Source organism: Micromonospora sp. NPDC005087 (genome assembly GCF_042872965.1).
In the GTDB taxonomy this organism is placed as follows: domain Bacteria; phylum Actinomycetota; class Actinomycetes; order Mycobacteriales; family Micromonosporaceae; genus Micromonospora.
In genome coordinates this window covers 254,777-280,338 of record NZ_JBIALB010000008.1, presented here as the reverse complement: position 1 = coordinate 280,338, position 25,562 = coordinate 254,777, and the positions used below count along the sequence as shown (strand labels likewise).

The following is a 25,562-nucleotide window of genomic DNA, read 5'->3' as shown; positions in this document are numbered from 1 at the left end:
AGCACCGCCGATCGGGGCCGGTTGGGCCGTCGCGGCCCGGTCCAGGTCAGTGGCGTCGGTCATACGGGTAGCCTCGTTGCCGTGTACCGGTTCCTGCTGAGCCCACGCTGGCTGGGCGCTCTCGCCCTGACCCTGGTCGCCGCCGCGGTCATGGTCCTGCTCGGCAACTGGCAGCTGGACCGCTACCGGGGGCGCACCGAGGTCAACGAGCGGATCGACGCCGGCCTGCGGATGGCCCCGGCTCCGCTGGCCGAGGCGCTGCGCGCTCCCGCCGGCGGCCCGGGAACGGTCGGCCCGGCCCCCGCCGAGGACAAGGTGTGGACCCGGGTCACCGTCAGCGGCCGGTACGACCCGACGAACACCGTCCTGGTCCGTGGCCGGACGGTGGACAGCCGGGTCGGCTTCGAGGTGCTCACCCCGCTGGTGCTCGCCGACGGCACGGCGCTGCTGGTGGACCGGGGTTGGGTCCCGCCGGCGCCGGGTGGGGCGATGGCCCAGCCGACGGTGCCCGCCGCGCCGACCGGTGACGTGAAGGTGGTCGGCCGGGTGCACGAGACCGAGAGCGGCGCCGGCGCGGTGAACCGCCGCGACGGACGGCTGGAGACCCGACGGGTCGGGGTGTCCCGGCTGGCCCGCGAACTGCCCTACCCGGTGTACGGCGCCTACCTGCTGCTGGACGAGCAGACTCCGGCGGCCGACCCGGTGTTCAAGGCGGTGCCGGTCGGGCACACCAACAACTGGCAGAACTTCGGCTACGTCGTGCAGTGGTGGCTCTTCGCCGTGATGGCCCTGTTCGGCTACGGCTGGGTGGCCCGCCGGGAGGCCCGCCGGGCCGCCGGCATCGGCACCACGTCAGCCCCGTTGGACCGGGCCGCCGAGCCGACGCCGAGCGCGTCCGCCTGACCGCCTGACCTCGGCCGGTGCGGCCGGTCAGCCGGTGGGACGGCCGGCGTGGATGGCGCGGACCGCGTCGATGGTGTCCGCCTCGGCGGCGGACTTGTCGTCGCGATACCGCACCACGCGGGCGAACCGCAGCGCCATCCCGCCCGGATAGCGCGAACTCGTCTGCACCCCGTCGAAGGCGATCTCCACCACCTGCTCGGGGCGGACCCGGACCACCCAGTCGCCGCGCTCCACCGCGAGGTCGAGGAAGCGCTCGGTCTGCCAGCGCAGCAGCTCGTCGGTGAGCCCCTTGAACGTCTTGCCGAGCATCACGAAGTCGCCGGTGCGCGGGTCCCGCGCGCCGAGGTGCAGGTTGGACAACCAACCCTGCCGCCGGCCGCTGCCCCACTCGACGGCGAGCACCACCAGGTCGAGGGTGTGCCGGGGTTTGACCTTGACCCAGGCCGCGCCGCGCCGACCGGCGTCGTAGGGCGCGTCCGGCGCCTTGACCACCACGCCCTCCTGGCCGGCGTCGATGGCGGCGGCGAACGCCGCACCCGCCTGCTCCGGGTTGTCAACCTCCAGCCGCCCGACCAGCAGCGACGCGTCCACCGCGCCGGCGAGCGCCGCCCACCGCTCCCGGCCGGGCAGGTCGATCAGATCCTGGCCGTCGAGGTGCAGCAGGTCGAAGAAGTACGGCGTCAGCACGGTCTCGCCGGCGCTGGCGGCGGCCGCGAGCACCGCCGGGGCGACCGGTGTGCGCCCCGTGGTGCTGGGTGTGGTGCGCCGGGCGGCCCGGCTGGACGTCTGCTGGAACGGCAGGGGGCGGCCGGTCTCGTCCAGGCCGATCGCCTCGCCGTCGAGCACCAACTCCCGGCCGGGCAGGGCGCGGACCGCAGCGACCACCTCGGGCACCCGGGTGGTGATCTCGTCGAGGCTGCGGGTGAAGACGGCGATGTCGGCGCCGGAGCGGTGCACCTGGATGCGGATGCCGTCGAGCTTCACGTCGACCACCGCCGGCGCGCCGGTCGCGGCCAGCGCCTCATCGACCGAGGGGGCGCTCTGGGCGAGCATCGGCGCCAGCGGACGGCCGACCCGCAGGCCGAACCCGGCCAGCTCGGCGGCGCCTCCGGCCATGGCGGCCACCGCCACCGCGCGCAGGTCACCGGCGAGCAGCAGGGCTCGACGGACCACCGCCACCGGCACCTCGGCCGCCCGGGCCACCGCGTCGGCGAGCAGCCCGGCCTGGGCGCCCTGCCGCAGCTCACCGCTGAACAGGTTGGTGAGCAGCCGCTGCTCCTCGGCCGTCGCCGCCGCGTAGAGGGCCCCGAGCAGCGCACGGCGTCGTGCCTGCGAGCCCGCGCCGTGCACCGCGGCGATCTGCTCGATGGCCGCGTCGACGGCGGCCACGGTCAACGTCGGCTCGGCGGCCGGCGGCGGCAGGTCACGCAGGCTCGCATAACCCACGCCGGTCTGCCGCTGACGCAGCTCACCGGCGAGATAGCCGGCGCCGGGCTCCACCTCGGCCGGGTCGAGACGGCGCAGCGCGTCGGCGAGCAACTCCACCTTGGCGCGCCGGCCGCTGGTGGCGCCGACGGCGGCGGACGTGGCTGCCAGGTCGAGGAACCGCACGAGCCTCATCCTGCCAGTCGCCCCCGACACCGCCCGGGCATTGCCATGCCCGGGCGGTGTCGGCAGGGTGCCGCCGCCCACGTGGACGGCGGATCAGGCGGAGACGGGTTCCTCGATGCGCAGCCCCCGGGCGCGGACCTCGCCGGCGACCCGGGAGAGCACCGAGTCGAGGGCGACCAGGGCGGTGGAGAGCTCACCGAGCTGTTCTTTGAGCGTGTCCTCGGACCACGCGGAGACGTCGACGTCCCCCAGCGCGCTGACAGCGGCCCCCAACCGGGCCATCACCTCGTTCGTACTCATGTTCGAAAGGCTATAGCAGCCCCGCGCCCGACACACCGCAAACTCCCAGATCAGACCGGAAGTTACGGTTCCGACACCTAACTCCCGTTCGTGCCCGCCGCGGCCACCTTGCCCAACAGCAGCGCCTCGGCCAGGCAGACCCGGGCGAACTCCCCGAGGTGCAGGCTCTCGTTCGGGCCGTGCGCGCGGGCGTGCGGGTCCTCCACACCGGTGACCAGGATCGCCGCCTTGGGGAACATCTCCTGAAAGGTGGCGATGAACGGGATCGACCCGCCGACGCCGATGTCCACCGGATCGGTGCCGTCCCAGGCCTCCCGGAACGCCGAGCGGGCGGCGTCGAACATCGGCCCGGACGCGTCGATCACGCAGGGGTCGCCGTCGTGCTCGAAGGAGACCGTCACCTGCGCGCCCCACGGCGCGTGCTTCTCCAGGTGCGCGCGCACCGCCGCGTACGCCCGCTTGGGGTCGTCGCCCGGGGCGAGGCGGATGCTCAGCTTCGCCTTCGCAGACGGGACCAGGGCGTTCGGCGCCTCGCCGGTGGACGGCGCGTCGATGCCGAGCACCGCCAGCGCGGGCTTGGTCCAGAGCCGGTCGGTGATCCGGCCGCTGCCGATGAACTGCACGCCCTCGGCCAGCCCGGCCTCGCCCCGGATCCGGTCCTCCGGGTAGTCGACGGTGGCGCCCTCGCGGCCGATGAGCCCGTCCACCGCCACGTCACCGGCGTCGTCGTGCAGGGTGGCCAGCAGCCGGACCAGCGCGGTGAGCGCGTCCGGGACGGCACCGCCGAACATGCCGCTGTGCACCGCGTGGTCCAGCGTGCGGACCTCGACGAAGCAGTTGACGATGCCGCGCAGCGAGGTGGTCAGCGCCGGTACGCCGATGTCCCAGTTGCCGGAGTCGGCGATCACGATGACGTCCGAGGCGATCTCGTCGCGGTGCTCGTCCAGCAACCGCTCCAGCGAGTCGGAGCCGTACTCCTCCTCGCCCTCGATGAAGAGGACCACGCCGACCGGCAGCGCGTCACCGTACGCGCGCAGCGCCGCGATGTGCGCCATGATACCGGCCTTGTCGTCGGCCGCGCCGCGACCGTAGAGCCGGCCGTCCCGCTCGACCGGTTCGAACGGGTCGGACTCCCACAGCGACCGGTCGCCGACCGGCTGCACGTCGTGGTGGGCGTAGAGCAGCACGGTGGGCGCACCGGCCGGGGCGGCACGGCGGCCGATCACCGCGGGCTGCCCGCCGGAACGCACGATGTCGACGTCCAGGCCACACCCGCGCAGCAGTTCGGCGACCGCCTCGGCGGAGCGCTCCACGTGTGAGTGGTCGAAGCCCTCGAAGGCGATGCCGGGGATGCGGACGAGTCGTTCCAGGTCGGCCCGGACACCGGGCATCTCCCGCTCGACGGCGGCCCGCACCTGGGACTCGGACATGATCGGTGTGGTCATGACCGGCATCGTATGCCGGCCTTACCCGGGCGTGCCGGCCGAGCCCGTACTGTCACCGGCTCCCGGGCCGGCACCCGCCGTCGCGCCGGGCGCGGTCCGGCCCGCGCGGTGCGCGCGGCCGGCGGCCTCGGTGGCGGCGTCCATCCAGGAACGGGCCCGGCCCGCGGTGCCGCCCACCCACTCACCGACGTCGCTGGCGCCGTCGCCGAGCCGACGCAGCAGCCCGACCAGCGGGTCGGTGGACCGGCTGAACTCCTCCCGGTACGACTCGGCCGCCGCCTTGATCTCCTCCGAGACGCTGGTCGAGCCGTCGTCGTCGCGGCGCGGGTAGTCCCCGGCCAGCACCCGCCCGTACGCCCCGGAGTCGATCCACTGCCGCAGCTGGGCGGCGCGCGCCACCGGCACCGGGTGCGTGCTCCACGCGGTCATCCGGATCTTGTGCAGGCTGTCCCGCAGGTCGCCGCCACCGGCGTACTCGGCCGCCTGCTCCAGGAAGGCGGTGGTGTCGATCTGGGACAGGTCGCCGCCACCGGCGAGCTTCATCAGCAGCCGCAGGGCGGCCGCCGGGTCCTGCCCGGCGAGCAGACCGGCCCGGTCGGCGGAGAGCTCCGCCTTGCGCCACCACTCCAGCATCGCCGCGATGATCGCGCGCAGCGCGAACGCGCCGACCGGCAACCAGCTCAGGTTTGCCGCCCAGCGGGTGAGGATCATGAGCATCGTCTTGTAGACGGCGTGCCCGCTGCCGACGTGCCCCAGCTCGTGGCCGAGCAGGCAACGCAGCTCGTCCTCGTCGAGCTCCTGCACGCAGGCGGAGTTCAGCACGATGAACGGCCGGTCCAGGCCGACCGCCTCGGCGCCCAGCCAGGGCGACTGCGTCACGTACAGCTCAGGCAGCTCGGCGACGTCGAGCGCCGCGGCGGCCTCGGTGTAGCGCTGCCAGACCGCCGGGTACTGCCGGTGGTCGACCCGGATGCCCGAGGCCAGCACGGAGAGCCGGAAGCCGCGCTCGTTCCACATGCCGAAGAACGCCCGCACCACGTCGTCGAAACCCCGCAGCTCACGCAGCGCGACCAGGGCGCCCCGGTCGGCCGAGTGCTCCCAGGCCCGCGAGCTGATGCCGGTGAGGGTGATGCGGCGCCGCGCGGGCGAATCCGCTGCCGACATGATGAGTCCCCCGTTCGCCGCGCCCTGAGCCTTCTCGGATCGTGCCGTGGCCGATGGCAGCCTCCTCGCATCGTGCCGCAGCCGGTGGCACACGTCCATGCCCCGCTCAGCGGATGCGCACGTAGTACCGGTCCGCGTCGTGCGGCAACCTCGGCGCGCCGTCGACCACCAGGTCGACCCCGGTTGCCGTGTGGTCGGCGACGAAGTGCGCACGTTCCCCGTCGTGCCAGCGACGCAGCTCGGGCAGGATCTCCGGCCCGTCGCGCTCGACCGCGCGGGCCAGCCGCAACGAGGCGGGCGCGGTGACGAAGGCGGCCAGGGTCACCTCCGGCCGGACAACCGCGCGTGCCGCGCTGACCCCCTCCAGGATCAGCACCGGCGCGACCGGCACCGGGACCGGGCGGGGCAGGAAGCATCGCCGCACCCAGCTGTAACGCCGGTAGGAGCCGGGCCGCCCCGCACGCAGCGGATCCAGCACCCACTCATCGAGCCGGGGCCAGAAGGTGAGTTGGTCGTCCCAGCCGTCGAGCAGGTCGTCGGTGTGCACCACCGGCGGCCGGGCACCGCCGGGAAGCGCCGCCAGGGCGTCCGCGAGGTGCACGGCGAACCGGCTCTTGCCCGCGCCGCTCGGCCCGTCGACCGCGACCAGCCGGGTCCGCCCCAACCGCGCCGGGCCCGCGACAACCCGGCGCGCCAGCATGGAGTACGCCTCGACGACCGCCACCGGCAGCACCCCGTCCACGCCGCTCCCCGTCACCCCGCCAAGTCCACACGATCGACTTGCGATCACGGAAACCGGGGTATCCCACCGACAGGGACACCACGACTTCAAGGAAGCCGAGTCGATCGTGCCTGATCGAGGTGGCCGCAACTCGTCCGGCTGACCGCCACGACCGGGCACCGTCACGTCCGAGGGATTTGGGGCGACGACGGGTGATGCGCGGCCCGTTCGCCGCCCGACGCGCACCCGAATCGGCATGATCGGGTGGTGCTCCGAGACGTGATGAGCCCCGGCATCGACGCCCTGCTCGAACAGGCGCGCGCCGGGCTGCACCGACTGACTCCGCAGCAGACCGTCGAGGCGGTCCGCTGCGGCGCGCTGCTGGTCGACACCCGTACCGAGATGCAGCGCCGCGACCAGGGCGACCTGCCCGGGGCGGTCGTCATCGACCGGACGGTGCTGGAGTGGCGACTCGATCCGGCCAGCGAATGGCGGATTCCGGAGGCCACCGGCTACGACCGGGAAATCGTGCTGGTGTGCCGGGAGGGCTACAGCTCCAGCCTGGCCGCCGCCAGCCTGCAGACGCTCGGGCTGCGCCGGGCCACCGACATGATCGGCGGCGTCGACGCGTGGCTCACCGCCGGCCTTCCCACCACCGACCGCCCCGCCGACGTCCGGCACTGACGCCGACGCCGGTCCGGGGACGCGGTGGCCGAACGGGCGGCGTCGCCGGTCCGGGGACGCGGTGGCCGAACGGGCGGCGTCGCCGGTCCGGGGACGCGGTGGCCGAACGGGCGGCGTCGCCGGTCCGGGGAGCGGTGACCGAGCCGGCGGCGTCGCCGGTCAGGCCGGTGGCGGACCGGGTGGGATGAAGGGCAGGCCGGCGGGCGGGCCGGTCTCGATGAGGCGCCAGAGGGCGTCGGTGTCCAGATGTTCCTCCACCAGGTCGCCGAGCAGGTCGAGCGAGCGTTCCCGGGCGGCCGCGAAGCTGGTGTCGAGTGCGACCCGGAACCCGGTGCGCCCGGCCATCCGGGCCGCCTCGGTGAGGAAGCGGCGGCGGAAGCCGTCCGACTCGAACGCCCCATGCCAGTGCGTGCCGTGCACCACGCCGAGCACCGCGCCCTCGCCGGCACCGTCGCTCCCGGTCAGCAGCGGGGCCAGGGTCGGATCGGTGTGCGAGACGTACCCGTGGTGGATCTCGTAGCCGTGGACCGGCAGGTCGCCGTGGGCGGTGCCCACCGACTGCCGGACGGTCTTGCGCGGATCGAAGGTGATCTCGATGGGCAGCAGGCCGAGGCCTGGCACGCTGCCCTGGCGGCTCTCCACCGGATCGTGGATCGCGCGCCCGAGCATCTGGAAGCCGCCGCAGAGACCCAGCAGTGGCTTGCCGGCCGTCGCGTGGGCCAGGACCGCGTCGGCGAGGCCGGTCTCGCGTAGCCAGGCGAGGTCCGCCACGGTCGACTTGGACCCGGGCAGGACGACCAGGTCGGCGGCGGCCAGCTCGGCTGGTTCGACGGTGAGGCGTACGCGGACGCCCGGCTCGGTGGCCAGCGCCTCCACGTCGGTGGCGTTGCTGATCCGGGGCAGCCGGACGACGGCCACGTCCAGCCACTCGGTGCCGTGCGGGGCGGCCGGGCGGCCGAGCACCCGACCGTAGGCGAGCGAGTCCTCGGCGTCGAGCCAGAGGTCGAGTGCCCAGGGCAGCACCCCGTACGTGGGGCGGCCGGTGACGTGGCGCAGCATGTCCAGCCCCGGCTGGAGCAGGCCGAGGTCGCCCCGGAACTTGTTGATCACGAAGCCGGCGATCAGCGCCTGGTCGGCCGGGTCGAGCAGGGCCACGGTGCCGAACATCGAGGCGAAGACGCCGCCCCGGTCGATGTCGCCGACCACGATGGTGGGCAGGTTGGCGTGCCGGGCCAACCCCATGTTGACGTAGTCCCCGGCCCGCAGGTTGATCTCGGCGGGGCTGCCGGCGCCCTCGCAGATCACCACGTCGTACGCGGCCCGCAGCTCGGCCAGCGCCGCGTACGCGGTCTCGGCGAGCCGGGGACGCAGGTGCCGGAAGGTGCCGGCGGTGATCGTGTCGACCGCCTCGCCGAGCAGCACGACCTGGCTGGCCAGGTCACTGCCCGGCTTGAGCAGCACCGGGTTGAAGCGCAGGTCGGGGGCGATGCCGCAGGCGGCGGCCTGCATGGCCTGGGCCCGGCCGATCTCGCCGCCACGCCCGTCCGGCCCGACCACCACCGCCGAGTTGTTCGACATGTTCTGCGCCTTGAACGGCGCCACCTTCACGCCTTGCCGGTGCAGCCAGCGGCAGATGCCGGCGGTCAGCACACTCTTGCCGGCGTCGGACGTGGTGCCGGCGACCAGCAGCCCGCCGCTCACCGCCCGCTCCCCCGCCCCGACACGACGGCTCGCGGCCCGCGCCGGGCACCAGCACCGGCCAGCCCGCGTCGCCCGACGGCGGCGCTCCACCCGCGTCGCCCGACGGCGGCGGCCAGACGCCCGACGGTCAACGGGTACGCGGCGGCCAGCCCGAGGGCGGCCAGGCCGACCGCGCCGGAGATCCGGGCAGCCCGCCTGAGGTGCCGCGCCTCGGGGCGGGGACCGTCGCCCAGGAAGGGGCGCACCTCGGAGCGCCCGAAGTAGACGTTGCGGCCGCCGAGGCGGACCCCCAGCGCGCCGGCCATCGCCGCCTCGCACTGACCGGCGTTGGGGCTCGGGTGGTCGTTGCGGTCGCGCCGCCACACCCGCCATGCGCGTTCCCGGTCGCCGTTCGCGACCGGCGCGACGGCGATGGTGAGCAGCCCGGTCAGCCGGGACGGCACCAGGTTGAGCAGGTCGTCGAGCCGGGCGGCGGGGGTGCCGAACCGCGCGTAGCGCGCCGACCGGTGCCCGACCATCGCGTCGAGGGTGTTGGCCGCGCGGTAGCCCAGCAGCCCGGGCAGGCCGGCGACCGCGCCCCAGACCAGAGGGGCGACCACCGCGTCGGAGGTGTTCTCCGCGACCGACTCGACGGTGGCCCGGGCCAGTTCCGACTCGCCCAGAGTCGACGGGTCCCGACCGCAGAGGTGACCGAGGCGTCGCCGGGCGGCGGGCAGGTCGCCGTCGCGCAGCGCCCCACCCATGGTGGTGGCCTCGTGCCGCAGGGTGCGACCGCCCAGCACGGTCCAGGTGCCGGCGGCGACGAGCACCGCCCGGGTCACCGGCCGGTGCCGGGTGGCTGCCGCAGCGGCCGCCCCGAGCAGCACCGGCCCACCAACGGCCAGCGCGGTGAACACCGCCCCGGCCGTCCGGTCCGGTCGGTAGAGCCGCCGCTCCAGCGCGCCGGCGACCTGCCCGAAGCCGGCCACCGGGTGCCACCGGCGTGGGTCGCCGAGCAGCCTGTCCAGCGCGTACCCGGCCAGCAGCCCCACCGCGTTCGCCACCGGCGCTGTCCGTCGCACGCGCACCACCTCCGGCCGGCCAGCCTAGACGAGCGTCCCGTGAACCAACCTGGCCCGGCACGCCCCGGCCCACCCCGTCCAGGCTGCTCGCCGCGCCGGGCAGCGGGGCGGTGGCAGGTGCGGCAGAGGCCGGAAGCAGGGCGGCGCTGGGTGTGGAGGGACGGGCCAGGGGCGTCACGCGGGGTGACGACGCCGGTCGCGTCGCCACCCCGCCCCCGTTCGTGACATGTCGCGGAGCACCCGCCGGGAGCGGGTGGTGGGCGCGGAGGTCGCGGCACCGGTGCTGCCCGCACACCGCTCGCGCCGCCGCCTGGCCGCCACCCCGGCCGTCGTCCACGACAGCCGGGATGGCCGAGCCGAGGGGTCAGACCGGTTGCGGGACCCGCCCCCGGCCACGCCGTCCCCGGCCGGACGGCGTGGGCTCCGGCCGGCCCTCGTCCGGCACCGGCCCCAACTCGTCGTCCGGCCGGTCGTCGTCCGGCCGGTCGTCGTCCGACTGGTCGTCGTCAGCCCCGAGAGGGAACGCCAACTCGTCGTCGTCGAGCCCAGCCGGGCCGTCGGTGTCGCCGCCCTGCGCGCCGCCGACGCTGAGGGAAGCGTCGTCGACCGGGCCGGCCGCGCTGAACGGGCCGGGACGCAGCGCGCCGAAGTCGGACAGCTCGAAGTCGTCGTCGAGCGGGCGGTCGTCGGGCAGGACGGGCGTCTGCCCGGCCGGGACCGGCTCGGTGGGCTCGCCGTGCACCCGGCTCTCCGCCTCCGCGTCCTCCGTCGTGCTGGTGGTCATGCTCGGGCGGTTGCGCAGGAACCGCGCCCGACCCCGGGACAGGTCGTGGCCGACGGCGACGGCCTCCAGCTCGTAAAGGGTGCGGTGGTTGCCGGCGTCGTCGGTCCAGTCGCGGGTGTAGAGCCGGCCGCAGACCACCACCGGGTCGCCGACCATCACCGAGGCGGCCACCCCCTCGGCGAGCTTGCGCCAACAGTTGACGCGGACCCGGAGCGAGTTCCCGTCGACCCAGCGGCCGCTGTCCCGGTCGAGCCGGCGGGCGGTGGAGGCGACCTTGAAGTTGGCCACCAGGGTGTTGCTCTGGGTGGTACGCCGCCACTCGGGCGTGGTCAGCACATTGCCGACAATTGTCACGTAGGTGTCGAACATCGTCCCTCCAGGGGGATCGGGGGCCTGCCAGCGCGAGTCGACTCGACACCGAGCCTCGACGCGGCGGACGGTCCTCGCCAGCACCCCACCCCCGACCTGTGGACAACGACGCCACCTGTGGACAACGCCCTGATCAGGCCCGGATGTGGTACGGCCGACCCACCCGGACGGGCGTCAGCGGTTTCCGGGTCCGACCAACCTGGGTATGGACTTGATCAAGCACCACCGACAGCTCCACGTCGACGAGAGGTCAGCGCCATGATGATCACCACGATCGGCTCCGCAACCGCTTGCGAGGCGCGGCGATGAGCGCCGTGACGAACCCGGCCACCGTGGCCGAGTGCCTGCGGGTGGGCGCCGGGTTCTCGCAGGGCGACCGCGCCTGGATCGCCGAGCAGTTCGCCACCCTCGACGCCCGGCTGGCCGGCTTCCACGCCGACGCCACCGAGCTGGAGGTGTCGGTGAAGGACCGCGAGGCGCGGGGGCAGAAGGTCACCCTGGAGTGCTGGATCGCCGGCCGGCAGAAGATCGTCACCACCTCCGGCGAGGAGGACCTGCACGCCGCGCTCAACGACGTCCGCGACGACCTGCGCCGGCGGCTCAACGACGCCAAGACCCGCCAGGAGCCTCGGCACAACAAGCACCTGCGCGACGTCAGCCAGCCGCGGGATCAGGTCGACCCGGCCGAGGAGCCCGAGGCGCTGCCCGCCGGCGACCCGAGCCGCGCCGACGCGGAAACCGTCTGACGCGTACTCCCGCATGCCCCGGCCGGCCGGCTGGCACGGCCGGTCGGGGCGGCCGGATCCCGGGGACTACCGCCGGGTAGCTTGGCGGCGTAGCGTCGCGAACGTGGAACCGGACGTGTTGGGGCCGCCGTACGAGCGGCAGACGATCGACCTGGGCACCGACGACGAGGGCGCGGTCGTCGCGACCCTGGTCCGGCGGCGGGCCGAGCGCCCCACCGGGCGGGCCGTGCTCTACGTGCACGGCTTCGTCGACTACTTCTTCCAGACCCACCTGGCCGACTTCTTCGCCGAGCGGGGCTGGGACTTCTACGCCCTCGACCTGCGCAAGTACGGTCGCAGCCTGCTCCCGCACCAGACCCCGAACTTCTGCCAGGACATCAGCGACTACTTCCCTGAGCTGGACGCCGCCGCCGAGATCATCCGCACCGACGACGAGCACGACACCCTGCTGGCGATGGGCCACTCCACCGGCGGCCTGATCACCTCGCTCTGGGCGGACGCCCGCCGCGACGCCGGCACCGTCGACGGCCTGGTGCTCAACAGCCCCTTCTTCGACCTGAACGCCCCCTGGGCGGTGCGCAGACCCCTCGCGGCCGCCGTCTCCCGGCTGGGCCGCCGGGCGCCGCACCGCATCGTGCCGTTCGGGCTGGGCACGGTGTACGGCGAGAGCCTCCACACCGACCACCGGGGCGAGTGGACCTACGACCTGGCGTGGAAGCCGCTGGCCGGGTTCCCGGTCCGGGCCGGCTGGCTGAACGCGATCCGCACCGGCCAACGCCGGCTGCGCGCCGGGCTGGACATCCAGGTGCCGGTGCTGCTGGCCTGCTCGACCCGCTCGTTCCGGGGCACCAAGTGGCACGACAGCGCCACGCTGGCCGACGCCGTGCTGGACGTGGAGCACATGGTGCGGTATGCGCCCCGCCTCGGCCGGCACGTCACCCTGGCCCGCTTCGACGGCGGGCTGCACGACCTCACGCTCTCCGGCCCCGCCGTACGCCGAAAGGTCTTCGACGAGGTCGGCCGGTGGGCCGAGACGTTCCTCGCCGCTGGCCCCACCGCCCCGGCCGACGACGTGGCGACCGACGACGCTGCCCAGCTGCCGGAAAGCCGGCGTCCCGCGTCCGATCCGGCAGGTGCGGCGACGGCGGGCGGCTGACCCGGCCGGGCCACGGCTCGCCGCGCCACCCGCCGAGTGGCGTGTCTCAGTCGCCGGGTGTCGCCGGAAGAACGGCCCGGATCCGGTCGAAGGTCGCCACCGGGTGAGCGCCGACGCCGGGCAGCACCAGGCCCAGGCAGTACAGCGACACCTCCCCGACCGGGTCCGCCTGCACAATGAAGACCGGCGCCCCGACGTACCCCGGCGGCAGTTCAGTGGTGATCCGCACGGCGTCCCCGTCGCGGACCACCCGCTCGATGGCCACCTCCAGTGGCCGCGACCCGTCCTCGCGTACCCCATGGGCCAGCACGAAAGCGGAACTGGCGTCGGCGCCGAGGCGGGCGACCACCTCGGGCCCGGCGGCGATCCCGGCGGGCACCGGCTGCACCCGCCACCGCCAGCCGCCGTCACCGGCGTACCGGTGCAGCCCGCCGGTGGGCAGCACCGCGACGCCGTCCCCCGGGAAGCGCGCCCAGCCAAGCCTCATCTCGGCGTCCGCGACGGCGTCCGGTGCGACCCCGGCCGGCTCGGTGACGCTCGCCCGCAGGCCCAACTCCCCATCCGGCGTGCCGGTCAGGTCGGCCGCCGTCAGCAGCGACTCCCCCACCGGGTCGTCGGTGCCCTGGAAAAAGAACGCGGTGCCGAAGCGCTGGCCGGTGGCGTCCGACGACCGGTACGGCAGGATGGCACGGCCCACGATCTGGCACAGCTCGTAGGCGACGTCGTTCTCGGCGTCGGGGTCCAGCAGCACCAGCCGAGGGTACGGGCCTGCGGCGGGTCGGTCCGTGGGAACCCGGATGCCAGTCAACCGGCCTCCGTGAGACCCTGCTCGGCAACGTGGACGCGGGCACCCTTTTCCCCGCCGGCCGGCGGGTCGGCGGTACCCTCTGGGCGCGACACCCACGCCGCGCGCCCGTAGCTCAGCGGATAGAGCAGGGGACTTCTAATCCCAAGGCCGCAGGTTCGAATCCTGCCGGGCGCACCCACCCCGCCGCAGATGATGCGGTTACCCAAGGTCTAGTTCAATCCGATTTCCAAGCTGTCCGTGCGACAGGGCGACGATGACCGCTGAGGGGCCGTCACCGGGCCGTCAAGGGCCGACCAATAGCGACCAACGGCGACCAGCAACGCCCGAAGAAACAGCGGGCCATTCCTGGCTGCAAAGACGTTGACGGAGATCATTTTGCCGACTAGCTTGACCACGCTATGACGTCTTGAGAATTCGGGGGCTTGAATGTTAATTGGATCAACCTCGGGCACGCGCAAGCGTTCTACTCGCCGTGGGCTCGTTGCGATGACCGCGTCGCTGGTGCTGTTGGCCGTCGGTTCGATGCTGCTGGCGCCCCCCGCGTCCGCGGCCGTCACGGGTTCGGTCAAGACGAAGGCTCCCCTCCAGCCGACGATCAGCTTCCCGAACGGGGACAGCGTGGTCGAAGGCGGCCAGCTCGCCATCAGGTTCGACGCGAACGGTGACACCTCGGTGACCAGCTACAGGTACAGCGTCGGTGACACCAACCTGGGCAGCGTGGTCCGGTCGGGGCGTGATGGTGCCGCCACTGTGACGATCGACGTCGGCAACGTGAGCGGTGAGCGTCCGGTGTACGCGGTGGCGGTCGACCGCCGGGGCCGGCTCAGTCCCCTGACGCAGGGATCCTTCACGGTGTCCGTCATGTGGAGCCTCAGGGGCCAGGCGATCGACACGACCACCTGGCTGCCGGTGGTGGAGGCGACGATCCGGCTGGAGCCGGTCGGGATCGAGGCTGTCACTGGCCCTGACGGCGGCTATCAGTTCGCCGTCGACCCGGGCCTCTACACGCTCACAGGCACCTACGCCGGCCCGCCCAGCCTCTCGGGCAGCAGCCAGCAGTTGGAGGTTGACGGTCAGGGACTGTGGTTCGACCTGTACCTGTCGCCGGATTCCGGGAACTGATGACCACTACCCATCGCGATTAGATGGGCTCGCTCGATGGCCCCGGCGCTCAACGCCGCGGCCATCGTCTCGAAGGTCTACTGCCTGCCGACCGAGGAATCCGCCTGGCGCCGGCTTAAACACCGGCCTTCCTCTCAACCTCCCGCACGAAATTTCGCGCGGCCCGATACCAAGGTGCGTTGCCTGCCTGCCCGTCCATGTGCCTGGCCCTACCGAGCGGGTGCGACAAGGCACCCCCACTGCCGCGGATTTGATTAGGTCGGGGCGCCCGGCCAGCCGATTCCGTCGAGGAATTCGTCCACGGCGACCACGACCCGGCTGAGCACCGCGATCGAGTCCGTCAGCGGACCCGGTACGTACATCCCGTGATCCGCTTCGGGCACCTCCAGCACGTGGGGTGACAGCCGGCGAGCGGCGTCACCGTCCCACAGCTTGTCGGCCGTGCCACCGACGAGGAGAAACGGTGCGGTCGCCCGGCTCAGGGCGTCAACCACCCATGGCAGGGTGAGTACGGGCGTGATCCACACCGCGGGCAGGGACCGCTTGGCGGCGATGGCCGCCGCGTTGGTGCCGAGCGACTTGGCGATCAGCAGCGGGCGACCGCTGACGCTGTCGATCAGCGGAGTGATTTGACCGCGCACCCAGCCTTCTATCTCCGGCGCGTCCGGCCGTGCTGGCTCCTCGGACCACGAGTGTCGGTGCACCGTCGCACCGCGCTGTTCGGCGACATCGCCGGCATACATCAGGAGAGGCGCACCAGGTCCGAACGTACGGCCGGGGATCACGACTGCGTCAGCCACGCCGCCAACGCTACCCAGGACGGTGCTGGCGCGTGGCTCTGGAGCGACCCTCCACGCTGCGGCTGCGGCCACGCAGAACTCGTTGCCTTCCGGGTCGGCCATCACCACGTGGTGGCCGTCGACTTCCTCCAGGACACTCCCGCCCGCCTTCACCAGGCGTTTCGACTCCGCCTTGATCCGCGCCCACCGCTCGTCGGGGCTTCCGTGGCCGGGCAGCCGAATGTCGATGTGGAGCCGGTTTTTCGCCGTCTTGGGCTCGGGAACGTTGAGGATGGAGAGGCGGGGGCCGACGCCATCCGGATCGCACAGCCACGCACCATCATCCGCCAGGTCATCCTCCGGCAGGTCGAACTGCGCGAGCCACTCCTCACGGGTGGTGAAGGGCGCGGGTGGCGGCTCGTCGACGTAGCCCACGGCCGTCTTCCAGAACGCGGCGAGCACCCGGGCGTCGGTGGACTCGAGCGTCAGATCAATGCTGGCTGCCATGCCGGGAGGGTAGGTCGCACCTCTGACTTCCACCCGAGGCGCTATCGCGCGGTCTCGCTGGCGGCCCCGCGATGGTGCCGGTCACCTGGGTTCGCTCTTGAGCGCGTGGGCGGATTTCCAGGCCACGGCGCGGTTGATCCGGTCCGGGTAGCGCTCGATGATCGCGTCGTACAACTCCTCGGCGCTCTCCGTCCGCTCCGCGGCTGCCTGGACCTCCCGCAGGTAGCTGGCGGTCTCCTCGACGTTGTGCGGGTCGTCGTCGGCGCCGTCGGGTTTGTGGCCGGCGATCACCACGCACGGCCGCAATGAGTTGACAATGGTGAGCGCGTCGAGCCAGGCCCCAATCCCGCCGTGGCCGGCCTCGCCGAGATACAGGTGGACGTCGTTGTAGACCACGTCGCCGGCCACGACGAGACCACGCGACGGTACGTGCAGCACGCTCGTGCCGTTGGTGTCGGTGCGGCCGGTCTCGACCGCCACCAACCGCTCCCCCTCAAGGTCGATGTTGTTGTCCTCCAGCGGCTCGGCGATCGGTGGACGCTCGGCGATCTGCTCGGGGAAACCCTTGCGCCAGACATCGTTGAGCCACCGCTCCCCCAACTGATCGTGCATCTTGTCCACCACGCTCACGGGTGCCACCATCCGCGCCCGGGGAAAGCGCTCCAGCACGGCGGCCGCCCCGAAGAAGTGGTCGCCGTGGGCGTGGGTGATGTAGATCGTCGTGAGGTTTTTGCCGCTCGCCGCGACCCAGTCGGCCAGGGCCCGGCCCTCGTCGAGGGTGAGCAACGCGTCGACCAGGACGGCGTCGCGGTCTCCGTAGATCAGCGTGGAGCTGGTAGGCGACCACATCTCGCGGCCCTCGCCCGGCGGCAGGTCCGTCGACACGACCGGCTTGGCCGGGGCGACATAGGTTGACCAGGCCAACGAACCCACGACTGCTCCTCACCCCACCGGCGCGCTCCCCGTCCCAGTCCAGCAGACCGCAACGCCACTCCGGGCGAGATCACGGAAAGAGCCAACAAAGGCCTGCTCAGCCCAGCAGCTCGGTCAGCGTGACGTCGCCCTGCCCGAGCTGTGCCCCGCCGGTGGCCGGCACGACCAGGATGCGTCGGCAGCCGTCCAGTTCCACGTACCGGTCGGGTCCACCGGTGCCGTCCAGCGGGCGCAGCACCGCGAATCGCGACGCCGGGGTGACGCACGTCGTCGCCGGTCCGGCGGTGGCCAGTGCGCGGAGCACCGCCGCCTGCCGCTCGGGCGTCAGCGGCCCGCCGTACGCGAACTCACCCGCCGGCTTGCCGCCGCCCCGCTCCGACGCGGGCACCTGGTAGACGCAGAGGCGCAGCGGCTCCACGGCCGGGACCGTCGCCGGCGCGGGCCATCCGGGGCGTCCCGTCGTGGTCTCCACCCACACCATGTCCGCCCACCGCCGCGCGCAGCCGGCGGCCTCGGCCGCCGGGGATCCGACCCGCCCGACGGTACGGCTGTCCACCGTGGTCAGCCGCAGCCCGTCGAGCGCCGCGCGCACCTCCACGCGGGCCTTGCCGCAGACGTCCCTCGGCAGGTACGGGCGCAGCCAGCGACCTCGCTCGTCGAGCAGGGCCAGCCAGGGCGGGACGACCATGTCGGCTGTGCAGACGATCTTCCCGTCCGTTCGCCGGTCCGGCAGGCGCAGCGCGGCGACCAGCGCGGCGATGTCGTCGGCACGCCGCTCGGTGGCCACCTGCTCCGCACCGCCGCCGGGGCGCGGCCGTATCTCCCGGCCGCAGAGCACTGCGGCGACCGGTGTGAACGCGGGGTCGATCCGTCCGATCGCCGGATCGTCCCCGGGCGGCACCGGCTCATCCCCGTCCGGCGCCGGAAGCACGACACCGGCGCCGGCCCATGGTGCCGCCTCGGCGCAGGAGGTCCACTTCCCGACGATCCGGGCCGGGCCGGGATCGTCCCCCGGACCCGGCCCGGCGTCCCGGACCGCGTAGCCGACCACCGCCACGCCGACCAGCGCCACGCCGAGCAGCGCCACCGCCAGTACCGTCCCGCCCGAGCGCATCCGGCTCACCACCTCTCCGCCGAGTGATGGGACGGGCGGGAACCGTGCCCGGTTCCGCAGCGGGCACCGAGGCCGGCGCTGGACGGGTGCAGCTCACATCCGCCGAACGCCGATCGGGGTTGCCGTCCGTCCGCCGGCATGATGACCCGATGGCACATCTGGGACTGGTCGCGTTGCTGGTACGGGAGTACGACGAGGCGATCGACTTCTACGTCGGCGGCCTCGGCTTCGAGCTGGTGGAGGACACCCCACGTCCGGACGGCTCGCGATGGGTGGTGGTCCGCCCGCCGGGCGCCCGGGAGACGGCACTGCTGCTGGCCCGGCCGAGCAGCGCCGAGCAGCGGGCCCGGATCGGCGACCAGACCGGCGGTCGGGTCGGCCTGTTCCTGTACACCGAGGACTTCGCCCGGGACCACGCCCGGATGGTCGCGGCCGGGGTGCGGTTCCTGGAGGAGCCGCGGCACGAGGCGTACGGCGCGGTCGCGGTCTTCGCCGACCTCTACGGCAACCGCTGGGACCTGCTCCAGCCGCGCAGCACGGAGTGACACATCGGCGACACACCGGGCACAATGGGTGATTGCTTGCCATCGACCATGCTATTTTCCGATGTCGATCTCCGCCGCGCGGACCCGGACCGGGTCGTTGTCGGAAGGACACTTCCCGATGCCGGCCGTTGCCACCCCGACCGCGTCGCCACCTGCGCTGGACAATCCGGCCGGCGGCGCGTTCAGCCTCATCTTCACCACGTTGCCGGCGCTGCTGCGGCTCACCTGCGGGCTGGTCGGCGCGGTGGTGGCGCTGTCGGTACGTACCCCGCCGGTCGAGCCCGCCCTGCTCCTGCCCGGCGTGGCCGTGCTGACCGGCTGGTCGCTCTGGTACGCCGGCCGCGCGATGCGCCACGGCATCACCCCGACCCTGGTCGCCGGTGACGTCGCGGTGACAACCGTGGCCTGCCTGCTCATCCCCCGCCTGGTGGCGCCCGGGGTGCTGCCCGGCGAGGGCAGCTGGATCGCGGTGCTGGCCAGCACCACGGTGATCAACGCGCAGGCCACCGCTCCGGCACGCTGGTCGGTCCCGGCCGGGCTGCTGGTCACCGCCGCGTACGCGATGGGGGCGCACGGGGCCGGCAATCCCGCCGAGGCCCGGGCGCACGCGGCCACCCTGCTGGTGCAGACCGCCTGCACGGCGATGATGACGTCGGTGATGCGCCACCGGATCGGGCGGGCGGACCGGGCGTTCGCCGAGCACCAGCGGCTGACCCGGGACGCGTTGATCGCCCGGGCCGCCCGGGAGGCCGAGCGGCGGCAGAACCGCGACCTGCACGACACGGTCCTCGGCACGTTGACCATGGTGGGGCTCGGCGCGGTGCCCGGGCCATCCGCCGCGTTGCGCGAGCGGTGCGCGGCCGACCTGCGTACCCTCGTCGCGCTGACCGACGCCGGCCCGGTGCCCGGTGACGGCCCGGTGCCCCTGGACGGGCGGCTGCGGACGGTGCCCGACCGACTGCCCGAGCTGCGGGTGGGCCTGGAGCTGGCGTCGTGCGCGGTGCCCGCCGGTGTGGCCGACGCGATCACCGAGAGCGCCTACGCGGCGCTGTCCAACGTGGTCCGGCACGCGCCGGGCGCACACGTCACGCTGCGGATGACCCGGGACGCGATCGCCGTCGTGGTCGAGGTGACCGACGACGGCCCCGGCTTCGACCCGGCCGGTGTCCCCCCACACCGGTACGGGCTGCGAGAGTCGATCCGCGGCCGGATGGCGGCGGTCGGCGGGCGGGCCGAGGTCCGCTCCGCCCCCGGCGCGGGCACCACGATCCGGCTGGAGTGGCCCGGTGTCGGCTGACCCTCGGCGCCTCGACGGACCGCACCGCGGCGCCCGGGGCCACGGATCCGCAGCCGGGTCGGGCCAGCGTGCCAGCGCCCCGGGGCCCGGCACCCAAGGCGGTGCTCGCCGCGCCGGCGGCCGTGGCGCACGCCTCCGACCGGGGTGCCCGGATCGTCTCCGTCGCGATAGCGCTGGCCTGGCACATCGCGATCGGTCTGCCCGCGGTGCTGGGCGCCCGCGCGGACTTCGCCGCGCCGGCGGTGGTGCTCGGCGGCTGGCTGCTGGTCGCCGGGGCCGGGGTGGTGGCCGGGGTACGGCTGCTGCGCGGGGCGCCGCTGCCGCCGTGGCCTTTCGCCGCGCTGCTGCTCGCCGTCGACGCGGCGGTCTTCGCGGCGGTTGGTGAACAACACCTGTTCGCCGCCGCCAACTGGGTGTGGAGCACCCTCGGCTGGTTCTTCCTGCTGGCGATGTGGGGCCGGCGGGTCACCGGGCTCGTCGCGCTGCTGACCACGCACGCGGTGATCGCCCTGGTCGCCGTGCTCGGGCACGGCCACGATCCGGCCGACCTGGCCCGCTACATGATGTACGTCTACGGCACCTTCTCGCTGCCGGTGGCGGTCTTCGTGGGAGGCGCGACGATCGTCGGCCTGGCCCGCGAACGGGCCGCCTCGGCGGCCGCCATGCACGCGATGGCCGCGGAACGGGACGCCGCCGAACAGGGCCTGCGGGAACGTCGGGACCGGCTCGCCCTGGTCGGCGTGGCGGCCGGGCGGGTGCTCGGGGAACTGGCCGACGGGCAGGCCGATCCGGACGACCCGGAGGTGCAGCGCCGGTGCGTGCTGGCCGCGGCCCGGCTGCGCCGCCTGATCGCCGAATCCGACGACGTGCCCGACCCGCTGCTGCACGAGCTGCGCGCCGCCGCCGACCTGGCCGAACGCAACGGGCTGCCGATCGACCTGGTCACCATCGGCAACCCGCCACCGCTGCCGGTGGAGATCCGCCGCCGGCTCGCCGACCCGCTCACCGGCATCCTCGCCGACGCCCGGGGCTGGGCCCGACTGACCGTCGTCTCCGGCCCGGACGATGTCGTGGTCAGCCTGGTCACACCCGACCGGGAGGGGCCGGACGCGACCGGCCCGCCGCCCGGGGAGCACGACGACGGGCCGGTGCAGCACCTCTACGAACGGGACGGGGACATCAGATGGGCGCAGACCCGGTGGCGGAGATGACCGGCGACCGGACGGTCGGGGTGGCGATCGTCGACGACCACCCGGTGGTTGTCGAGGGCGTCCGCGTTTGGCTCGCCAGCGAGCCCAGGCTGACCGTGCTGTCCACCGGGGACGACCCGGACGAGGTGTTGCGGGCGGCGCCGGACGCCGACGTGGTCCTGCTCGACCTGCGACTGCACGGCCGGATGGCGCTGGACAAGCTGGCCGAGCTGAGCGCCACCGGGCGGCGGGTGGTGGTCTACTCCGAGCACACCGACCCGGAGACGATGCTGGCCGCGTTGGACGCCGGAGCGGTGGCGTTCCTGGCCAAGCACGAGGGCCGCGAGCACTGCGTGGCGACCGTGTTGGCCGCGGCGAGCGACCGCCCGTACGTGCCGCCCGCGCTGGCCGGCGCGATGGTCGGCGACCCGCGGCCGGACCGGCCGATGCTGTCCGACAAGGAGCGCGAGGCGCTGCTGCTCTGGTTCCAGTCGATGTCCAAGGCGTCGGTGGCCCGTCGGATGCGGATCAGCGAACACACGGTGAAGCAGTACGTCGACCGTGCGCGGATCAAGTACACCCGAGCGGGCGGCCGGCCGCCACAAAGGCGGCGCTGCTCGCCCGGGCGATCGAGGACGGCCTCGTCCGCCCGGAGGAGATCGGCATCTACCGGTCACAGGCGACGCACGACCGGCCGACCCCCTAACGGGCGTCATGACACGGCCCCCCCGGATCCGCGAGGCTCAACGCACACCAAGCTGACCCGGGAGGTCGTGACGATGCACGCCGACGCGTCCCCCTTCTTCATCGGTCCCCACCGGTTCGACGCGCCGGATGATGATGCGGGGCCGATCCTCGACCGCCGCTACGCCCTGCGACCGGTGCCCGGTGAGAAGGTGCTCGGCCGGTACCGGTTGCTGATCGCGGGTTACCTGCTCGGGCCGACCGAGGCGCGGCGCGGCTGGCGGCTCCCGGGGCCGGTGTCGGTGACCGTCACCGACCAACGGATCTGCTGGGTGGGCACCGGGGCGCAACTGTCCCTGGTCGCCGACGAGACGCCCCCGCGCCGAGCGGCGGGTCGACCGGCCGGCCTGATGAGCGGGCAGATCCGCTGGCAGTGGCCGTCCCGGTTGGAGCTGCCGCCGGCCGGCCCGGACGGGCCCGAGCAGCTGCTGATCGTCTGCGACGCGCTGCGCACCATCCAACAGCCGGCGCTGGCCCTCGGCGGAGCCGCCGGGGAGGTCGCCGCGCTGGCCCGGCAGGTCCGCCGGGCGGTGGCGATGTTCCGGCTCACCCGCCCGCAGCTGGTCGACCTCTCCACGCAGGAGCGCGACGTGCTGCTGCTGCGGGCCGGCCCCGCGCTGCTCGCCGGGGACTCCCGGGTCACCCTGCCCGGCTCGCTGCCGGTGGAGTTCCGATCCCGGGACGACTACTACCGCTCAGGGCCGGAGCCGACCCGGTGGAGCGGGCTCGCAGGCGGCGCAGCATCCGGGCGTCAGTGAAACCGACGGTCCGCGCCGCGGCCTCCACCGTCGCGCCGTGCCCGATCAGGTGCTCGGCGCGTTCCACCCGCAGCAGCTGCTGGTAGCCGAGCGGAGTGAGCCCGGTGGTCGCGCGGAACAGCCGGGTCAGCGTCCGCTCGGCCACGCCTCCGGAGGCGGCCAGCTCGGCCAGCGGCAGCGTCTCTGCGTACCGGCTGTCGATCATGTCCTGCACCTGGTGCACCGCGTCGGAGAGGTGCGAGCGGTGTCGCATCATCGCGCTGGCCTGCTGCTCGTGCCCGTTGCGCCGCGCGTAGACGACCAGCGTGCGGGCGATCCGGGCGGCGACCGCCGGGCCGTGCCGGGTGGCCACCAGGTGCAACGCCACGTCGATGCCGCTGGCGATGCCCGCCGAGGTGACCACCCGGTCGTCGACCACGTACAGCACGTCGCGGGCCACCCGCGCCGCCGGATGCCGACGGGCGAGGTCGTCCTGCACCTCGTGGTGGGTGGTGCAGCGCCGGCCGTCGAGCAGCCCGGCCCGGCCGAGGGCGTACGCGCCGGCGCAGACGCTCGCCACGGTGCCGCCGGCGGCGTGGTGATCGGCCAACCGGCGCAGGTCGACGGGCGAGACCGGCCCCTGCGGCCCGTGCGCCGCGGGCCGCCAGCCCGGCACCAGCACCAGGTCCTCCGGGGTCAGCTCGGGCCACCGGGTGTCGGCGACCAGCGGTACGCCCTGCACGGTGGGCACCTGCTCCCGCTCGGCGACGTAGTGCAGCCGATAGTCGTAGCCGAGGTCGGCGGCGCTGGAGAAGACCTGAGCCGGCCCGGCGAGGTCCAGCAGGTGCAACTGCGGGACCAGCAGGAAGACGACCCGGGTCACTGAGTCAGCCCCGGGCGCCGGCGTAGGTCGCGCCGATCAGCTCGTCCACCGTCCGGATGGTGGCGAAGCGGCCGGCCAGCGCGTACTCGGTGCGGGTGACGATCTCCTCGTTGCTCAGGGTGCGCGGGTCGGCGAGGATCTCCTCGACCGTGGCGGTCTCCGGCAGGTCCCGGTGCGGAATGGGGAAGGTCAGCGTGGCGTCGGTGACGAAGGTCATCCGGTAGCCGAGGTCGGCGCCGACCCGGGTGGTGGTCTCGACGCACTGCTCGGTGCGGATGCCGCAGACGGTGAGGTCGTGCACGCCTGCCACGGTGAGCAGTTGCTGGAGGTTGGTGGTGGTGAACGCGTTGTGCGCGGTCTTGACCAACGTCGGCTCACCCTCGACCGGGACCAGCCCGTCGATCAGCCGCACGTGCCCGAGGGCCGGGTCGAAGACCCCGCCCGTGCCGGGCTCCGAGTGCAGGACCCAGACCACCAGATCGCCGCGCTCGCGGGCGGCGGCGACCAGCCGGTCGACCTGCCGGACCAGGTCGGGGTTGGAGCCGTACGCCCAGATGGGGCGCTGACGGAAGGACTCCTGGGCGTCGATCACGACGAGTGCTGCTCTGCTCATGGCTCCGATCCTGACCGCAGGACCGCCCCGACGGCAGACACCATCATGCCCGGATGCGGAACGATCCGGCCACGCCCGAAGTCGTCAGGCGCTGGGGGTGCGGTGCTCGGCGGCGGCGTCCAGGGCGGCGGCCTCCTCCGGGGTCGGCGCGCTGCCGCCCAGGTGCGCCGGCAGCCACCAGGTGTCGTCCGGGCCGGCCGGCGCGTCCGGGTACTCCCGCTGCGCCCGGTCGACGAGCGCGCTGAGGCGGGTCGTCAACTCGGCGGCGAGCACGTTCGGGTCCGGGAAATCCACCGGGTCGATCGGCTCGCCGATCAGGATGCTGATCGGCGTGTGCCGGCGGGTGAGGGTGCGCGGGCGTCCCTTCGTCCAGAGGCGCTGGGTGCCCCACAGCGCGACCGGCAGCACCGGCACCTTCGCCGACCGGGCCATCCGGACGGTGCCGCTCTTGAGCTCCTTGACCGTGAACGACTGGCTGATCGTCGCCTCCGGGAAGACGCCGACGACCTCGCCGCGCTTGAGCGCGGCCACGGCGGCGCGGAACGAGGCGGCACCGGCCTGCCGGTCCACCGGGATGTGCCGCATCCCGCGCATCAGCGGGCCGGAGATCTTGTGTGCGAAGACCGACTCCTTGGCCATGAACCGGACGAGGCGACCCGACGCGTTCGCACCCAGCCCGGCGAAGATGAAGTCGAGGTAGCTGACGTGGTTGCTGGCCACCACCGCCCCGCCGGTGCGGGGTACGTGGTGGGCGCCCTCAATCGTGATCCTCAGGTCGAGGACCCGGAACATCGTCTTGGCGGCGGCGATAACGGGCGGGTACACGAGCTCCGGCATTGGCAGAATCTACCCTGCCCCACTGAGGGGCGCCTGGGTGGCGACCGGCCGGGACGGTGGTGTTCGTTCTGCCCTCGGCGGATCCCCTTGGCCGCGCGTCGGACCTGGTCGCAGGATGGCGGGATGACGGAACGAGCGGTGCTGCTCTGGATCCATGGCGGTGGCTGGCGCGGGCGGGCGAGCGAGGACGGCGCGGCTCTGGCCGTGCACGGGCTGCGGGTGGTGCAGGCCAGCTACCGGCTGGTGCACGAGGCGCACTGGCCGGCCCAGTTGGCCGACGTACGCGAGGAGGCCCGTCGCGCCCGCGACGACGGCCGGCCGCTGCTGGTGGGAGGCGACTCGGCCGGGGCCACGCTCGCCCTTCAGGCGGGTCTGCGCGGCATCGACCGTCCGGACGACGTGGCCGGGGTGCTGGCGTACTGGCCGGCCGTGGACCCGCTCGACCCCGAATGGATACGGCTGCGCGCCGGCAACGATCCGTGGGTCGACCTGCTCGGCCACCAGCCCGCCACCGGCGACCCGGCCACCGTCGACGCCACCGTCGGCACCCACGTCGGCAACCGGGTGCCGGTGCTGCTCGTGCACGGCACAGCCGATCGTTCGGTCCCGGTGAGCCAGACCGTCCGGTTCACCGGTGCGTTGCTCGCCGCCGGGCACCCGGTGCACAGCTGGGTGACACACGGTGGCCACGCGCTCGAACTGGACCGGCCGGACCTGCGGGCGGTGGCCGCCACCTTCCTGGACACCGTGCTGCCGCCCGGCTGACCGCACCGACCGCCCGGGCCGGCCCCGATGCGCGGGCCGGCCC

Annotated in this window: 25 protein-coding genes, 1 tRNA gene and 1 pseudogene; 12 read left to right on the top strand and 15 right to left on the bottom strand. The window is 73.8% G+C overall.

Features of this window, described 5'->3' with window-relative positions; genetic code table 11:
- Positions 1-81: 81 nt before the first annotated feature.
- Positions 82-903, top strand: coding sequence for an SURF1 family protein (locus tag ACFYPS_RS20790; RefSeq protein WP_354963957.1), 822 nt, complete (start codon positions 82-84; stop codon positions 901-903).
- Positions 904-930: 27 nt separating this feature from the next.
- Here the strand turns inward: ACFYPS_RS20790 and ACFYPS_RS20785 are convergent, their stop codons facing one another.
- The 5 genes from ACFYPS_RS20785 to ACFYPS_RS20765 form a co-directional block, all read right to left on the bottom strand.
- Positions 931-2,523 (bottom strand): ATP-dependent DNA ligase, encoded by a 1,593-nt coding sequence (locus tag ACFYPS_RS20785; protein ID WP_387326170.1) that lies wholly within the window; start codon positions 2,521-2,523, stop codon positions 931-933.
- Between the two features lie 84 nt (positions 2,524-2,607).
- Entirely contained in the window at positions 2,608-2,814 is a 207-nt protein-coding gene (locus ACFYPS_RS20780; RefSeq protein ID WP_354963955.1) for a hypothetical protein, read from the bottom strand.
- A gap of 77 nt (positions 2,815-2,891) precedes the next feature.
- Positions 2,892-4,244: a dipeptidase gene (locus tag ACFYPS_RS20775; protein ID WP_387326231.1), complete on the bottom strand. Its 1,353-nt coding sequence runs from the start codon at positions 4,242-4,244 to the stop codon at positions 2,892-2,894.
- 36 nt (positions 4,245-4,280) lie between these two features.
- Positions 4,281-5,423 (bottom strand): M48 family metallopeptidase, encoded by a 1,143-nt coding sequence (locus ACFYPS_RS20770; protein WP_387326167.1) that lies wholly within the window; start codon positions 5,421-5,423, stop codon positions 4,281-4,283.
- Between the two features lie 106 nt (positions 5,424-5,529).
- Positions 5,530-6,492 (bottom strand): uridine kinase, encoded by a 963-nt coding sequence (locus ACFYPS_RS20765; protein WP_387326228.1) that lies wholly within the window; start codon positions 6,490-6,492, stop codon positions 5,530-5,532.
- Between ACFYPS_RS20765 and ACFYPS_RS20760 the strand changes: the two genes are divergently transcribed.
- Positions 6,427-6,828, top strand: coding sequence for a rhodanese-like domain-containing protein (locus ACFYPS_RS20760; RefSeq protein ID WP_354964019.1), 402 nt, complete (start codon positions 6,427-6,429; stop codon positions 6,826-6,828). The two genes, ACFYPS_RS20765 and ACFYPS_RS20760, sit on opposite strands and share 66 nt — an antisense overlap.
- Positions 6,829-6,987: 159 nt before the next feature.
- Here the strand turns inward: ACFYPS_RS20760 and ACFYPS_RS20755 are convergent, their stop codons facing one another.
- The 3 genes from ACFYPS_RS20755 to ACFYPS_RS20745 all read right to left on the bottom strand — a co-directional run bounded on the left by ACFYPS_RS20755 (position 6,988) and on the right by ACFYPS_RS20745 (position 10,743).
- Positions 6,988-8,529: a cobyric acid synthase gene (locus ACFYPS_RS20755; protein ID WP_387326164.1), complete on the bottom strand. Its 1,542-nt coding sequence runs from the start codon at positions 8,527-8,529 to the stop codon at positions 6,988-6,990.
- Positions 8,526-9,590: a cobalamin biosynthesis protein gene (locus tag ACFYPS_RS20750; protein WP_354963952.1), complete on the bottom strand. Its 1,065-nt coding sequence runs from the start codon at positions 9,588-9,590 to the stop codon at positions 8,526-8,528. The genes ACFYPS_RS20755 and ACFYPS_RS20750 overlap by 4 nt, the downstream gene beginning before the upstream one ends.
- A gap of 364 nt (positions 9,591-9,954) precedes the next feature.
- Positions 9,955-10,743, bottom strand: coding sequence for a single-stranded DNA-binding protein (locus ACFYPS_RS20745; protein WP_354963951.1), 789 nt, complete (start codon positions 10,741-10,743; stop codon positions 9,955-9,957).
- A gap of 305 nt (positions 10,744-11,048) precedes the next feature.
- Here ACFYPS_RS20745 and ACFYPS_RS20740 point away from each other — a divergent pair, with 305 nt between their 5' ends.
- Both ACFYPS_RS20740 and ACFYPS_RS20735 read left to right on the top strand, forming a co-directional pair.
- Entirely contained in the window at positions 11,049-11,489 is a 441-nt protein-coding gene (locus tag ACFYPS_RS20740) for an HPF/RaiA family ribosome-associated protein (RefSeq protein ID WP_387326159.1), read from the top strand.
- A 103-nt stretch (positions 11,490-11,592) separates the two neighbouring features.
- Entirely contained in the window at positions 11,593-12,645 is a 1,053-nt protein-coding gene (locus tag ACFYPS_RS20735; RefSeq protein ID WP_354963949.1) for an alpha/beta hydrolase, read from the top strand.
- 46 nt (positions 12,646-12,691) lie between these two features.
- On the opposite strand, the gene ACFYPS_RS20730 is transcribed toward ACFYPS_RS20735, so the two are convergent.
- Positions 12,692-13,396, bottom strand: a complete 705-nt coding sequence (locus ACFYPS_RS20730) for a hypothetical protein (protein ID WP_387326156.1) — start codon at positions 13,394-13,396, stop codon at positions 12,692-12,694.
- A gap of 158 nt (positions 13,397-13,554) precedes the next feature.
- Here ACFYPS_RS20730 and ACFYPS_RS20725 point away from each other — a divergent pair.
- Together ACFYPS_RS20725 and ACFYPS_RS20720 are read left to right on the top strand one after the other, a co-directional pair.
- Positions 13,555-13,627: transfer RNA gene (locus tag ACFYPS_RS20725), tRNA-Arg, on the top strand.
- Positions 13,628-13,879: 252 nt separating this feature from the next.
- On the top strand, positions 13,880-14,575 hold the full coding sequence (locus ACFYPS_RS20720; protein ID WP_387326153.1) for a hypothetical protein: 696 nt from the start codon (positions 13,880-13,882) through the stop codon (positions 14,573-14,575).
- A gap of 254 nt (positions 14,576-14,829) precedes the next feature.
- Here ACFYPS_RS20720 and ACFYPS_RS20715 read toward each other — a convergent pair whose 3' ends face one another.
- The 3 genes from ACFYPS_RS20715 to ACFYPS_RS20705 form a co-directional block, all read right to left on the bottom strand.
- Complete coding sequence (locus ACFYPS_RS20715; protein WP_354963946.1) at positions 14,830-15,861, bottom strand: VOC family protein; 1,032 nt, start codon at positions 15,859-15,861, stop codon at positions 14,830-14,832.
- Positions 15,862-15,942: 81 nt separating this feature from the next.
- On the bottom strand, positions 15,943-16,794 hold the full coding sequence (locus ACFYPS_RS20710) for an MBL fold metallo-hydrolase (RefSeq protein ID WP_354963945.1): 852 nt from the start codon (positions 16,792-16,794) through the stop codon (positions 15,943-15,945).
- A gap of 97 nt (positions 16,795-16,891) precedes the next feature.
- Entirely contained in the window at positions 16,892-17,917 is a 1,026-nt protein-coding gene (locus tag ACFYPS_RS20705; protein WP_354963944.1) for a hypothetical protein, read from the bottom strand.
- Between the two features lie 140 nt (positions 17,918-18,057).
- Between ACFYPS_RS20705 and ACFYPS_RS20700 the strand changes: the two genes are divergently transcribed.
- From ACFYPS_RS20700 to ACFYPS_RS20680, 5 genes and pseudogenes are all read left to right on the top strand, one after another.
- Positions 18,058-18,453 carry a VOC family protein gene (locus ACFYPS_RS20700; protein WP_354963943.1) on the top strand — a complete coding sequence of 132 codons (396 nt, stop codon included), beginning with the start codon at positions 18,058-18,060 and terminating at the stop codon, positions 18,451-18,453.
- 118 nt (positions 18,454-18,571) lie between these two features.
- Entirely contained in the window at positions 18,572-19,750 is a 1,179-nt protein-coding gene (locus ACFYPS_RS20695) for an ATP-binding protein (protein ID WP_354963942.1), read from the top strand.
- Positions 19,751-19,818: 68 nt separating this feature from the next.
- A complete protein-coding gene (locus tag ACFYPS_RS20690; protein ID WP_354963941.1) occupies positions 19,819-20,961 on the top strand; it encodes a hypothetical protein in 1,143 nt (380 codons plus the stop codon).
- Positions 20,934-21,646, top strand: a pseudogene (locus ACFYPS_RS20685) (response regulator). Before ACFYPS_RS20690 ends, ACFYPS_RS20685 begins: the two are co-directional and overlap by 28 nt.
- A gap of 73 nt (positions 21,647-21,719) precedes the next feature.
- Complete coding sequence (locus tag ACFYPS_RS20680) at positions 21,720-22,442, top strand: hypothetical protein (RefSeq protein WP_387326146.1); 723 nt, start codon at positions 21,720-21,722, stop codon at positions 22,440-22,442.
- Here the strand turns inward: ACFYPS_RS20680 and ACFYPS_RS20675 are convergent.
- The 3 genes from ACFYPS_RS20675 to ACFYPS_RS20665 form a co-directional block, all read right to left on the bottom strand.
- Positions 22,324-23,304, bottom strand: coding sequence for a DJ-1/PfpI family protein (locus ACFYPS_RS20675; RefSeq protein WP_354963939.1), 981 nt, complete (start codon positions 23,302-23,304; stop codon positions 22,324-22,326). The two genes, ACFYPS_RS20680 and ACFYPS_RS20675, sit on opposite strands and share 119 nt — an antisense overlap.
- 4 nt (positions 23,305-23,308) lie before the next feature.
- Positions 23,309-23,917, bottom strand: coding sequence for an isochorismatase family protein (locus ACFYPS_RS20670; protein WP_354963938.1), 609 nt, complete (start codon positions 23,915-23,917; stop codon positions 23,309-23,311).
- 84 nt (positions 23,918-24,001) lie between these two features.
- On the bottom strand, positions 24,002-24,754 hold the full coding sequence (locus ACFYPS_RS20665) for a lysophospholipid acyltransferase family protein (protein WP_354963937.1): 753 nt from the start codon (positions 24,752-24,754) through the stop codon (positions 24,002-24,004).
- A gap of 123 nt (positions 24,755-24,877) precedes the next feature.
- On the opposite strand from ACFYPS_RS20665, the gene ACFYPS_RS20660 reads away from it, so the two are divergent.
- Positions 24,878-25,519 carry an alpha/beta hydrolase gene (locus ACFYPS_RS20660; protein ID WP_354963936.1) on the top strand — a complete coding sequence of 214 codons (642 nt, stop codon included), beginning with the start codon at positions 24,878-24,880 and terminating at the stop codon, positions 25,517-25,519.
- Positions 25,520-25,562: the final 43 nt, after the last annotated feature.

Coding starts and splice junctions, on each gene's coding strand:
- ACFYPS_RS20785 (WP_387326170.1), bottom strand. CDS start 2,523: ATGAGGCTCGTGCGGTTCCTCGACCTGGCAGCCACGTCCGCCGCCGTC.
- ACFYPS_RS20780 (WP_354963955.1), bottom strand. CDS start 2,814: ATGAGTACGAACGAGGTGATGGCCCGGTTGGGGGCCGCTGTCAGCGCG.
- ACFYPS_RS20775 (WP_387326231.1), bottom strand. CDS start 4,244: ATGTCCGAGTCCCAGGTGCGGGCCGCCGTCGAGCGGGAGATGCCCGGT.
- ACFYPS_RS20770 (WP_387326167.1), bottom strand. CDS start 5,423: ATGTCGGCAGCGGATTCGCCCGCGCGGCGCCGCATCACCCTCACCGGC.
- ACFYPS_RS20760 (WP_354964019.1), top strand. CDS start 6,427: ATGAGCCCCGGCATCGACGCCCTGCTCGAACAGGCGCGCGCCGGGCTG.
- ACFYPS_RS20745 (WP_354963951.1), bottom strand. CDS start 10,743: ATGTTCGACACCTACGTGACAATTGTCGGCAATGTGCTGACCACGCCC.
- ACFYPS_RS20740 (WP_387326159.1), top strand. CDS start 11,049: ATGAGCGCCGTGACGAACCCGGCCACCGTGGCCGAGTGCCTGCGGGTG.
- ACFYPS_RS20720 (WP_387326153.1), top strand. CDS start 13,880: ATGTTAATTGGATCAACCTCGGGCACGCGCAAGCGTTCTACTCGCCGT.
- ACFYPS_RS20715 (WP_354963946.1), bottom strand. CDS start 15,861: ATGGCAGCCAGCATTGATCTGACGCTCGAGTCCACCGACGCCCGGGTG.
- ACFYPS_RS20700 (WP_354963943.1), top strand. CDS start 18,058: ATGGCACATCTGGGACTGGTCGCGTTGCTGGTACGGGAGTACGACGAG.
- ACFYPS_RS20695 (WP_354963942.1), top strand. CDS start 18,572: ATGCCGGCCGTTGCCACCCCGACCGCGTCGCCACCTGCGCTGGACAAT.
- ACFYPS_RS20680 (WP_387326146.1), top strand. CDS start 21,720: ATGCACGCCGACGCGTCCCCCTTCTTCATCGGTCCCCACCGGTTCGAC.
- ACFYPS_RS20670 (WP_354963938.1), bottom strand. CDS start 23,917: ATGAGCAGAGCAGCACTCGTCGTGATCGACGCCCAGGAGTCCTTCCGT.
- ACFYPS_RS20665 (WP_354963937.1), bottom strand. CDS start 24,754: ATGCCGGAGCTCGTGTACCCGCCCGTTATCGCCGCCGCCAAGACGATG.
- ACFYPS_RS20660 (WP_354963936.1), top strand. CDS start 24,878: ATGACGGAACGAGCGGTGCTGCTCTGGATCCATGGCGGTGGCTGGCGC.